At 34.6% G+C, this 11,188-nt stretch carries 11 protein-coding genes; 4 read left to right on the top strand and 7 right to left on the bottom strand.

Going from position 1 to position 11,188, the window contains the following annotated elements:
- Positions 1 to 148: 148 nt before the first annotated feature.
- A complete protein-coding gene (gcvP, locus tag MYRA21_RS03225) occupies positions 149 to 2,998 on the bottom strand; it encodes an aminomethyl-transferring glycine dehydrogenase (RefSeq protein ID WP_039328524.1) in 2,850 nt (949 codons plus the stop codon).
- Positions 2,999 to 3,122: 124 nt separating this feature from the next.
- Here gcvP and MYRA21_RS03220 point away from each other — a divergent pair, with 124 nt between their 5' ends.
- On the top strand, positions 3,123 to 3,959 hold the full coding sequence (locus tag MYRA21_RS03220; RefSeq protein WP_006259556.1) for a hypothetical protein: 837 nt from the start codon (positions 3,123 to 3,125) through the stop codon (positions 3,957 to 3,959).
- An 18-nt stretch (positions 3,960 to 3,977) separates the two neighbouring features.
- Here the strand turns inward: MYRA21_RS03220 and MYRA21_RS03215 are convergent, their stop codons facing one another.
- From MYRA21_RS03215 to MYRA21_RS03205, 3 genes are all read right to left on the bottom strand, one after another.
- A complete protein-coding gene (locus MYRA21_RS03215) occupies positions 3,978 to 4,187 on the bottom strand; it encodes a helix-turn-helix transcriptional regulator (protein WP_006259555.1) in 210 nt (69 codons plus the stop codon).
- 9 nt (positions 4,188 to 4,196) lie between these two features.
- Entirely contained in the window at positions 4,197 to 4,739 is a 543-nt protein-coding gene (locus tag MYRA21_RS03210; RefSeq protein WP_235280033.1) for a DUF2975 domain-containing protein, read from the bottom strand.
- Between the two features lie 81 nt (positions 4,740 to 4,820).
- Complete coding sequence (locus MYRA21_RS03205; RefSeq protein ID WP_039328521.1) at positions 4,821 to 5,441, bottom strand: DUF2975 domain-containing protein; 621 nt, start codon at positions 5,439 to 5,441, stop codon at positions 4,821 to 4,823.
- Positions 5,442 to 5,736: 295 nt separating this feature from the next.
- Here MYRA21_RS03205 and MYRA21_RS03200 point away from each other — a divergent pair, with 295 nt between their 5' ends.
- A complete protein-coding gene (locus tag MYRA21_RS03200) occupies positions 5,737 to 7,128 on the top strand; it encodes a M17 family metallopeptidase (RefSeq protein WP_039328519.1) in 1,392 nt (463 codons plus the stop codon).
- Between the two features lie 113 nt (positions 7,129 to 7,241).
- Complete coding sequence (locus tag MYRA21_RS03195) at positions 7,242 to 7,751, top strand: GNAT family N-acetyltransferase (RefSeq protein WP_039328517.1); 510 nt, start codon at positions 7,242 to 7,244, stop codon at positions 7,749 to 7,751.
- A 36-nt stretch (positions 7,752 to 7,787) separates the two neighbouring features.
- Here the strand turns inward: MYRA21_RS03195 and MYRA21_RS03190 are convergent, their stop codons facing one another.
- Genes MYRA21_RS03190 through MYRA21_RS03180 form a run of 3 tightly spaced genes read right to left on the bottom strand, consistent with a single transcriptional unit; the run spans position 7,788 to position 10,430 of the window.
- The gene (locus tag MYRA21_RS03190; RefSeq protein WP_006264708.1) at positions 7,788 to 8,666 is read right to left on the bottom strand and encodes a hypothetical protein; all 879 of its coding nucleotides are present in this window, start codon (positions 8,664 to 8,666) and stop codon (positions 7,788 to 7,790) included.
- A 17-nt stretch (positions 8,667 to 8,683) separates the two neighbouring features.
- Positions 8,684 to 9,532, bottom strand: a complete 849-nt coding sequence (locus MYRA21_RS03185) for a hypothetical protein (protein ID WP_039328515.1) — start codon at positions 9,530 to 9,532, stop codon at positions 8,684 to 8,686.
- 4 nt (positions 9,533 to 9,536) lie between these two features.
- Entirely contained in the window at positions 9,537 to 10,430 is an 894-nt protein-coding gene (locus MYRA21_RS03180; RefSeq protein WP_016650387.1) for a hypothetical protein, read from the bottom strand.
- A 190-nt stretch (positions 10,431 to 10,620) separates the two neighbouring features.
- On the opposite strand from MYRA21_RS03180, the gene MYRA21_RS03175 reads away from it, so the two are divergent.
- Positions 10,621 to 11,166, top strand: a complete 546-nt coding sequence (locus MYRA21_RS03175) for a HugZ family protein (protein WP_006259546.1) — start codon at positions 10,621 to 10,623, stop codon at positions 11,164 to 11,166.
- Positions 11,167 to 11,188: the final 22 nt, after the last annotated feature.

The following is an 11,188-nucleotide window of genomic DNA, read 5'->3' as shown; positions in this document are numbered from 1 at the left end:
ATGTGAATAAGATGAATTATAGTTGTTAACAATATTGTTGATAACTATAGAGGTGCTACCTAGTAGCTTTGGTCAAAAAGAACATAGTAGAGCATAAAAAAACGCCATCGTAATGATGGCGTTTTCTGTATAGATAAATCTGTTAAGATTAGTTCTCCATATAAACTTCGATAGGAGCACAAGAACAAATTAAGTTTCTGTCACCGTAAGCATCGTCAATACGACGTACAGTAGGCCATAATTTGTTTTCAGCTACATAAGGAAGTGGGTAAGCTGCTTTCTGTCTTGAGTATGGAAGATCCCAGTTATCAGCAGTTAATAATGCTAATGTGTGAGGAGCATTCTTAAGCTCGTTCACAGGGTTTTCGATAGTTGCATTCTCAATTTCTTGACGGATAGAAGCCATCGCATCACAGAATCTGTCAAGCTCTTCTTTGCTCTCACTTTCTGTTGGTTCGATCATTAATGTACCAGCAACAGGGAAAGATACTGTAGGAGCGTGGAAACCGTAATCGATAAGACGTTTAGCGATATCTGTTACTTCAATACCTTTTTCTTTGAACTCACGTACATCAACGATCATCTCGTGTGCAGCACGTCCTTTCTCTCCTGTATAAAGGATAGCGTAGTGCTCTTCAAGACGAGTCTTCATGTAGTTAGCATTTAAGATCGCTTGTTGAGTTACTTTCTTAAGACCTTCAGTTCCTAACATAGCGATGTATCCATAAGAGATTAAACATACTAATGCAGATCCATAAGGAGCAGCAGAGATAGCAGTGATTCCTTTCTCACCACCTACTTTAACGATAGGGTTAGTAGGTAAGAATGGTACTAAGTGCTCAGCCACACAGATAGGTCCTACACCAGGTCCACCACCTCCGTGAGGGATAGCGAAAGTCTTGTGTAAGTTTAAGTGACATACATCTGCCCCGATATTAGCAGGGTTAGTGATTGCCACCTGTGCATTCATATTTGCACCATCCATATATACTTGTCCTCCGTTATCGTGGATGATTTGAGTAATCTCCATGATAGCAGACTCATATACACCATGTGTAGATGGGTAAGTAACCATCAGACAAGATAAGTTATCTTTATATTGTTCAGCTTTAGCTTTTAAGTCAGCCACGTCGATATTACCTTCTGGAGTAGTTTTAGTCACTACTACTTTCATACCAGCCATTGCTGCAGAAGCAGGGTTAGTACCGTGTGCAGAAGCAGGAATAAGTGCGATATCACGTTGGAAGTCTCCTCTAGAGTGGTGGTATGCACGGATAGCCATAAGACCAGCGTACTCTCCTTGAGCTCCAGAGTTTGGTTGTAATGTAGTACCAGCAAAACCAGTAATCACATTTAACTTCTCTTCTAATCCGTGTAACATCTCTAAGTATCCTTGTGCTTGGTCAGCAGGTACGAATGGGTGAACGTTGTTCCACTGTGCGTTACTCAATGGTAACATCTCAGCAGCAGCATTCAATTTCATTGTACAAGAACCTAAAGAGATCATAGAGTGGTTAAGAGCTAAGTCTTTGCGTTCTAATTTTTTGATATAACGCATTAACTCAGTCTCAGAGTGGTAGCTGTTAAATGCAGCGTGCTCTAAGAACTTAGAAGTACGTTTTAGTTTATCTTGGTATTTAACTTCAGTGCTTAATGTAGTTACTTCTGTAGCTGTCTTACCAGTAGCTTGAGCAAATACATTAACGATAGCGTTAATATCAGCTAACTCTACAGTCTCGTTTAATGAGATAGAGATAGTGTTTGCATCAATATAGTTGAAGTTGATAGAGTTTGCTTCAGCGATAGGTTTCACTTTAGCAGCATCAGCTTTCACTAAGATAGTGTCGAAGAAGTTAGCGTTCACTTGCTCGATACCTAATTTACCTAATTCAGTAGCTACAGTTACTGCTTTAGCATGGATTAAAGAAGCGATATTAGTCAACCCTTTAGGTCCGTGGTAAACAGCGTAGAAACTAGCCATAACAGCTAATAATACTTGAGCCGTACAGATATTAGATGTAGCTTTCTCACGTTTGATATGTTGTTCACGAGTTTGTAAAGCCATACGTAGAGCGAAGTTACCATCAGCATCTTTAGATACTCCGATGATACGACCTGGCATACTACGTTTATACTCTTCTTTAGTAGCGAAGAAAGCAGCGTGAGGACCTCCGAATCCTAATGGAATACCAAAGCGTTGAGTAGTACCTACTACTACGTCAGCTCCCATTTCTCCTGGAGGAGTTAATAATACTAATGACATGATATCAGCAGCTACAGCTACTTTAATGTCTTTTGCTTTTGCTTGGTTGATAAAGTCAGCGTAGTCAGCTACGATACCGTGTTTACCAGGGTATTGTAAGATCGCTCCGAAGTACTCTTCTGAGAAGTTAAACTCTTCGTGGTTACCTACTACTAACTCTACACCAAATGGAGTAGCACGAGTCTGTAATACTGATAAAGTCTGTGGTAATATTTCTTCAGAAACGAAGAACTTCACTACGTTGTTTTTCTTTTGATCTCTTGTTCTTACGTCGAATAATAAGATCATTGCTTCAGCTGCTGCTGTAGCCTCATCTAGTAATGAAGCATTAGCAATCTCCATACCTGATAACTCGATAACAGTAGTTTGGAAGTTTAATAACGCTTCTAAACGACCTTGAGCTACTTCAGCTTGGTAAGGAGTATAAGCTGTATACCATCCTGGGTTTTCAAATACGTTACGGATAATAGCTGCAGGAACTACTGCCTCATTATATCCTAAACCGATGAAAGAACGGAATATTTTATTTTTGTTTCCTAATGCTTGAATGTGAGATAAGTACTCATACTCAGTCATTGCAGGAGCAAGGTTTAAGTCTTCTTTAAGACGGATTGCGTCTGGGAAAGTTTCGTTGATTAATTGTTCGATGCTATCAGCTTTCACTGTTTTAAGCATTTCTGCCATATCCTCAGGACGAGGACCAATGTGTCTTAATGCAAATGCGTTTGTTTTCATTTGGACAATAAATAAAAGTTGTGTTTAATCACACAAAAATAACCATTAATCTGACAATTGTATGTTTATATCGATTAATTTTGAAAAGTAAATAAGCATTACACTTGTTAGATTGATAATTAATATGGATTTGTTAAAAAACAGAATAGTTGCTCTTTATTTAAACGGAAGTGTTCACGTTTCGTTAGCAGTCTTTGCTTTAGTGCAGATGACATTTTATTTCTGTCACCTTCCATTTGATGCAGTCGTGTCTACTTTAGCTTTTACAGGAACGCTGTTTTCTTATAACTTTATTAAGTATGCTGAAGTAATCTATAGACATAAGAACCCATTTACACTACGTCTGAAAGTCATTATAGGGATAAGTATTATTGCGTTGCTGATAGGTACTGTTGCCTTCTTTATGCTGAATTGGAAAGCACAATTCGTTACTTTGAGTTTATTGGTGTTATCAGTACTATACGCTATTCCTATCAGTAGTAACCGAAGTAATCTGCGCAATCTAGCAGGACTTAAAGTGTATATCGTATGTCTGTGTTGGGCTACTGTAACGCTTATAGTGCCAGTGATGAATGCTGATATACCAGTCAGTTGGGATATTGTAGTTAAGTTTATACAGCGTTTTATCTTAGTGTTTATTCTAATTGGAATATTTGAAGTCGTTGATTTACAGTATGACGATAAGTATTTGAAGACCTTACCTCAGATGCTAGGAATAGCTAATACCAAATGGCTATTAGGATTACTGCTAATTCCTTTTTATGTTATCGAATTCTTTAAGGTAGGTTATCAGCCTATACAGGCATGGAATAATATGTTGATTGTATTATTAACGCTGTTTTTTATTGTATATGCTTCACCGAAACGAACTAAGTTCTTTACGCTATTCTGGGTAGAGAGTGTGCCTATTGTATGGTGGTTAATTGTTGTTATTCAAGGGAATGCAAGTATGTTAGAATAAAAAGACCAAGCATTTAGCTTAGTCTTCATTTACATATTCTAGTATATCAGCTGGTTGACAATCTAATTCTTTACAGATTGCCTCCAATGTACTGAAGCGTATGGCTTTTGCCTTATTGGTCTTGAGTATGGATAGATTACTCACGGTGATACCTACACGCTCAGCCAACTCATTAAGCGATATCTTTCGCTTAGCCATCATGACATCAAGGTTTACTATTATTGGCATATCGTGGGGTTATATGGTTAGTTCTGCATCTTCTTTTAGACGCAAATGTTGTTTCAATACTTCTACAATCATCAGCAAAATTAAAGGAATAAAGAACATCGTGAAATTAAAATCACCTTTTACAGCTTCTAGGTTATATAGAGATGCTATTCTTGATGCTTCGTAAGTAGATAGATATTCGAGTATATTCTCATAAATAGCAAGACCTAAAAGTATAGAAGCTAGTACTTTTATACGTTTAATTTGAATACGACTAACAGTTTCTCCTTTGTACAAAAACTTTAGAATAGTAAAGCTATTGTATAAGGCATAGACTATAAAGCCGATAAAAATAAATGAACTCATTATCATAACAGTTCTAAGAAATGAATAACTAAAAGGAACATCATCTACACGAATTCTACTTGTTGAATCAGTTACTGCTATCTTAGGTGAGTTATGATTAGTAGTTAATTTTGCATTGTATTCTGTACCGTTTTTGATTGTTATATAGTAAGGATTTGTCGAAATGCTTCTTGCGCTGTCAGAACCTTCATTAAAACCTCTTTTCATATCCCTAAAGTGGTTGTTAAAGGAAAATAAATAGGCAATGATTAATAATATAGTTAGAAATTTTAGTTTCATAAGATCAAGTTATATGGTTAGTTCAGCATTTTCTTTTAAAGTTAAATGTTGCTTTAATACTTCAACAATCAATAACAGAATTAAAGGAATAATAAATAACGAAAAATCATAGTCATACTTAACTAGGTCGAGGTTATAGATATTAGCTACTTCTTGTTGTTCTTTGTTTGAATAATAAATAAATATATTCCCTAATACAGGTAGAAGTAATTGAAAATAAGCTAGAATTTGTAGTCGTCTTATTTGACTATTAGATGCTATATTACCATTATATAAGTTTTTAAAGAATTTTATAAATACAATAATGATAACTGGGAAAAGGAGTATAGTAAGGATACCTAACAAACCTATGAAGAAATTACTAATCCCGTTCGAATATTGTTTAGGAACTTCTATTTCAATAGTCTCTTTTATTTCACGTATTTGTATACCAGTAGTTTTTTTATCTGTTAGAGATAAATGAAGGTCAGAGGTATCACTAGGAGTCTGTTTAACGATCAAAGTAGTATACACTTTATCATCATGACATTCTGGAGCATTATTATACCCTTGTTGAAAATCTCTAAAGTGTACACAAAGATTGGCTATATATAATACAATAAATATAACTGTAAGTAATTTCAGCTTCATAATCTAGGTTTAAAATAATACGTTTATTAATCGTTCACATAATGCTATTAAAAGCATAGCCCAATGGATTAGTAATTTTATCATCGTTAGTAATTTAGTTGGTTAATTGTAATTCAAAAGTATATTTAATTTTTTATAAAACAAATAAAATTTATTGTTATTCGATAAATACTTGTCTAAAAACGTAAAACGTGTCTTTTTTGGATACTTCAAGGATTATAGCAGAGTTTTAAGAAAAGCTCTTTTTTAGTTGCGTCTAAAAATGTTATATTTGCAGTAATATAAAAAGACAAAGATGATACAACTAGTAAATAACATGAAAGAAAACGGGAACGTTGTTTTCGTTTTAAGTAGTGAGAACAAAGGAATTGTTGAGGTTCCTGCATTCTTAAATGATTTTGTAAAAGCATTCGGAGAAGGGAAAAAAGAAGAAGACTTTGCTAAAGTGGGAAGTCAGTATTTCTTTTTCGTAAAAGAGAATGAGAACTTAGAAAAAATGCGTTTAGCTGGTAATAGCGTTCGTAAACAATTAGATAAAAAAGCTGACAACCTTACTATCGTAGGTAATGGCGCTTCTACATTAGCTTTAGTAGAAGGATTTATGTTGTCAAACTACCAATTCTTAAAATACTTCAAAGAAGCAGAAGAAATGAAGTTCGCTTTGAGTAATGTTGAGGTAAAAGGAGATTTCACAGCTAAACAAATCAGCGACTTAAACAATACTGTAAAAGCGGTGTATTGGGCTCGTACTATGGTAAACGAACCTGTAAGCTTCTTAAATGCTACTCAATTAGCAACTGAAATAGAAGCTCTAGGTAAAGAGGCTAACTTCTCAGTGAAAGTATTAGGTCGCAAAGAGATTGAAGATCTTAAAATGGGTGGTTTATTAGCTGTTAATAAAGGATCTATTGATCAACCTACTTTTACTATTATGGAGTACAAGCCTGCTAATCCAATCAATAAAAAGCCTATCGTACTAGTAGGTAAAGGAGTAGTGTATGATACAGGAGGTCTAAGCTTAAAACCAACTGCGGGTTCTATGGACTCTATGAAGAGCGATATGGGAGGTGCAGCATGTATGGCAGGTACTATCTATGCAGCAGCTTTAAATGATGTGAATGTTCACGTTATCGGATTAGTTCCTGCTACAGATAACCGTCCTGGAGGAAATGCTTATGCTCCTGGTGATGTGATTACTATGTTTGACGGTACGACTATCGAGGTATTAAACACAGATGCAGAAGGACGTATGATCTTAGCAGATGCTATTGCTTATGCTACTCAGTATGATCCAGAGGTTATTATTGATGCAGCTACACTTACAGGTGCAGCTTTAGTAGTAGCTGGAGATATGGCATCTTGTATTATGGGGAATGATGAGCAGACTATCGATGCTATTATCGCTTCAGGCTACAACGTACACGAGCGTTTAGCTAAGTTACCTTTCTGGGACGACTATAAAGACTTGTTGAAATCTAACGTAGCAGATATGAAGAATATCGGTGGACGTTTTGCAGGTACTATCACAGCAGGTAAGTTCTTAGAGCATTTTGCTAAAGCACCTTATGTACACATGGATATCGCAGGTCCAGCTTGGATGGATGCTCCTAGAGATTATAAAGGTAATGGTGGTACAGGAAGTGGAGTACGTACTCTAGTTGACTTCTTGACTAACTATAAAGGATAATATCTGATTAGGATATAAAGAAGGAGAACGAGAGTAGTCTAACTACTCTCGTTTTTTTATACTTGTATTTATAGTTTTATCGTATTTTCGTCATCTTATAAAGAATCATAACAATGAATAACTTAGTAGAAACAACCACTTTTATATCTGTAGATAAAAGTAATATACACTTAATTCTTCCTTTAGCAGAGAAGATATGGGAGGATACGTATCTTCATATTATCGGACAAGAACAGATAGACTATATGCTACCAATGATGTATAGTGATGAGCGTATCTTAGGTGAACTAAAAGAAGGGTACCAATGGGAACTGTTAATGCAAGGGGACGAGTTATTAGGCTACACAAACTATAAGCTTATGGAGGACAACCGTGTGTTTCTTTCTAAATTATATACTAATGTGTATAAACAAGTAAAGGGCTTAGGGCATTTTATGTTTGAGCATGTAGTAGACTATGCTAGACGCGAAGGCGCTACTGCGGTATATCTTACTGTGAATAAAAATAACCAACGAGCTATAGACTTTTATATCCGCAATAATATGAAGTGTATAGAGTCTAAGACTTTTGATATCGGGGGCGGATATGTAATGGATGATTATATCTATCAGTTAGATTTATAATAACAAAGAAGGTTAGCCATTGGCTAACCTTCTTTGTTATAACATCAGCTCTATTACTCTATAAGTAAACTCATATTCATAAATACTTGGTTGCTCATTAGGCATAGACTTGACTACTGTTTTTACCTTAGCAGTCAGAGGTAGATCTTGAGCATTATAAGTGTACTCTATCGTAGTTAGGAGGTCGCTACTTTCTATTTTAACGATATTGTTTTGTTGATTATAGTTAGTGTACATCAGCTCATTAGCACTAAGATAGTTTGACACATTATACGCATAAGGCAAGTAAGCAAATGGGTAATTCTTTTGGTCATAAGTATAGATTGTCTTATTGCTATCTAGGTTGACTAACTTTAGATTGTTACTAGGATTATAGATAAAGTCAGTTACTTCAGGATCAGAGTACTGAGGCTTAGAAGATATCTCTATAGAGCCAGGTAGATCTAGTCTATTATACACGATCTTACTTACTCTAGACTCGTCATAGTATAAATCCTTAAACTCTGTATATTGAAGTATTTTATTGTCGTATACTAGGTCTAAGCTCATTTTATTCTCTCCATAGATGACTTTGCGTAGTAGGTTATTCTCATCTAACTCCATGGTAGCAGTGAAGGAACTACTAGGTGCTCCATTCTCTACTAAATAGGATTCCACAGAAGTCATTTGACCTAAATCATTATAATTAAAGTCATATTTAGTAATAGATACTTCAGTATTAGGTGTACTTGCGTCTACTACATTTACATTATCGATAAGGGTAGCGTTATCAACAGGAACATAGTTCTTCTCAACAACTTGGCTTACTACAGTCAGTTTCTTTATCTGATCAGAAGGTATAGGACTGGATGTACTATAACTATTCCAACTAATTACGAATAGTAACAGTGGAGTGAATAACAAACTTCTTTTCATAGTATTTTTATAATATATTACTTCATTATTGGTATATGTAATTCTTTATAGATGAATTCATACTCATATAAAAGCCTTTTGTTGTTCTTATCCTCCTTATCTATACTTGTGATTCTAGCAGTAATAGGGAATCCTTTCTTGTTATATGTGTAGTCTATAGAAGTTATAAATTTAACATTTTCAATTCTAATTACATTGTTTTGTTGAATATAATTTGTAAATATTAAGGATTCACTCCCTAAGAAACTAGATATAGTATATCCGTATGGCAGATAGCTGAAAGGATATTTTTTATTGTCATAAGTATAGTCAGTGTATTGACCATTATATATTTCTCTGTTCAAGTTTAACTTATCGTTATACTCCAAACTTATTTCAATAGCATTCGTCTGTTCTGGTGTAGTGCTAATCGTAATCTGACGTGGTAATAAGTTCGTGTTATAGTTATATGTACTAGTTCTCGTTTCTCTAAAATTACTGTTAGTAAATATAAACGAGCTTAGTAGTTTATCTGTGTACTCTAGTTTGTAAGAGCTCGTATCAGATCCTAAATCAATATTTTTAATAGTATGCTTATCCTCCATCTCTATGTATGTAGTAAAGGGATAACTAGGCATATCATTTTCTATAGTGTAACTACTAGTCGATATTAAGACACCTTGCGTATTGTATGTAAAATCATAGTGTCTTATAAATACCTCAGTATCTCTATCAGTTTGATCTGTGGAAGGATTAGGGGTGATAGATATAATATGCGCTTTCGGTATATGTTGTTTCTCTATTACTCGTTCTACTACTGTGATTGGTTGTCCCCAAGCAATAGGAAATATAAGTAGTAGTAGAAGAACTAAGCTGATAGACTTCATGGTTTTATCTTTTCTTGTTTTTTAAACGGATAACCTCTAGTTCTTTATAATAAAACTCATATTCACACGTCACTCTACTATCTAGTGCATTTGTTTTAGAAGTCTTTCTAACCCTTGCTGTGATAGGTAAGTTGTCTGTATTATAGGTATAGTCTATCGTAGTGATGTGCTCATCATCTTCGAACCCCACAATGTTGTTTTTAGGAGCATAAGACGTGAAGGTCAGCCAATCTATAGACATATAGTAGAACGGATTATAGTAATAAGGCTGCCCCGCTAGTATATACTGCTTATCATCATAGCTAAAAGAGAATAACTCAAGAGGATTCTTATAGGTACGTACATTTTGATTAAGGTCATAGGTGAAGTCAAGATTGATAACTTCATTAGGTTTGCTTTCATTGCCTAATCGAGCATGTACAGGCAGTTGATGTTTATCATAGGTAAATGTACTAACGACTAGCTCTTTAAACTCTGGCTCGTAATGTGTGATTTGGTGAAGAATATTGTCTTTATAAATAGCTTTTAACTTATCAGTATCCTCGTCTAGTGAAATGGTTGTCAATTGCTTCTTAGTATTTAACGTCACTCCTAAGCTAGAAGGGTTACTCGCTTTCTCATTGATGATATTACTAGAGTAGGTGTTGATTAATTGACCATATTCATCATAAGTAAATAAGAAGTTGCGTATTTCTGTTTCTGTATTCTCTTTATCTTTATTTATTGTATTAGACTTTCCATCTGCATAAGTTTCTGTGATTAATAAGTAACTTTTCTCTACAGCATGGTCTAATACTGTTGTTTTAAATGTTTTCCCTTTTCGTTTTGTAGTAGAGTTAAAACTACCACAATTCATTAATAGTAATAATAGTGGTGCTATTAAAAGTGTTCTTTTCATTGTTGTCTTGACTAGGCGATAAAAATACAATTATTTTTAAACACACACTTCTAGGCAATTTATTTAAACCTAGTACGGATAGTCAGTATATTTATTTGTGTCTTTATGGTATAATGTTGTTAAAGCCATTTTCTTATTCTTATTTAGTTTAAATAATTTATTATCTTCGCTTCATTAAAATTTATAAGAGATGAGTACAGATACAATAAACCCAAATTTCGATCAACATAAAGTAAAGCCTAAGGCTCCTAAAATCGAAGAATTAATCAATGAGTGTAAGTCAGTAATGATGGCTACTATCAGCGAGGACGGAACACCATTAGTAAGTACAGCTCCTTATTCTAGAGTAGGAAATGAGTTTCAGATATTAGTTTCTTTTATGGCAAAACATACAAAGAACTTACGTGATCGCAAGCAAGTATCATTCATGTTTGTAGAAGATGAGAGCGTATCTAAACAATTATATGCTAGACACCGTTTAACTTTAGATACTCAAGCGGAGTTAATCGAGAAAGAAAACCCATTATACGAGAAAGCAATCGCTGACTTAAGAGAAAGACATGGTAAGGTAGTAGAAGTATTAGATAACTTAGAAGACTTCATCATGTTTAACTTTAAGCCAGTTAAAGGTTCTTATGTGAACGGATTCGGTAGTGCATACTTCGTAGATGAGAATCTAGAAGTGATGGAACACAGAAGAGGTGCTCATGGACAACATAACGTAGATCAAAAGTAATAACTATATTTTTATTAACGGA

It is taken from the genome of Myroides sp. A21, assembly GCF_000807225.1.
GTDB lineage: Bacteria > Bacteroidota > Bacteroidia > Flavobacteriales > Flavobacteriaceae > Flavobacterium > Flavobacterium odoratimimum.
This window is presented reverse-complemented; position numbering and strand designations above follow the sequence as displayed.

Excerpts from the sequence above, each read along its gene's own strand:
- MYRA21_RS03220 (WP_006259556.1), top strand. The coding sequence starts at position 3,123 with ATGGATTTGTTAAAAAACAGAATAGTTGCTCTTTATTTAAACGGAAGT.
- gcvP (WP_039328524.1), bottom strand. The coding sequence starts at position 2,998 with ATGAAAACAAACGCATTTGCATTAAGACACATTGGTCCTCGTCCTGAG.
- MYRA21_RS03195 (WP_039328517.1), top strand. The coding sequence starts at position 7,242 with ATGAATAACTTAGTAGAAACAACCACTTTTATATCTGTAGATAAAAGT.
- MYRA21_RS03205 (WP_039328521.1), bottom strand. The coding sequence starts at position 5,441 with ATGAAGCTGAAATTACTTACAGTTATATTTATTGTATTATATATAGCC.
- MYRA21_RS03215 (WP_006259555.1), bottom strand. The coding sequence starts at position 4,187 with ATGCCAATAATAGTAAACCTTGATGTCATGATGGCTAAGCGAAAGATA.
- MYRA21_RS03200 (WP_039328519.1), top strand. The coding sequence starts at position 5,737 with ATGATACAACTAGTAAATAACATGAAAGAAAACGGGAACGTTGTTTTC.
- MYRA21_RS03180 (WP_016650387.1), bottom strand. The coding sequence starts at position 10,430 with ATGAAAAGAACACTTTTAATAGCACCACTATTATTACTATTAATGAAT.
- MYRA21_RS03210 (WP_235280033.1), bottom strand. The coding sequence starts at position 4,739 with ATGAAAAGAGGTTTTAATGAAGGTTCTGACAGCGCAAGAAGCATTTCG.
- MYRA21_RS03185 (WP_039328515.1), bottom strand. The coding sequence starts at position 9,532 with ATGAAGTCTATCAGCTTAGTTCTTCTACTACTACTTATATTTCCTATT.
- MYRA21_RS03190 (WP_006264708.1), bottom strand. The coding sequence starts at position 8,666 with ATGAAAAGAAGTTTGTTATTCACTCCACTGTTACTATTCGTAATTAGT.
- MYRA21_RS03175 (WP_006259546.1), top strand. The coding sequence starts at position 10,621 with ATGAGTACAGATACAATAAACCCAAATTTCGATCAACATAAAGTAAAG.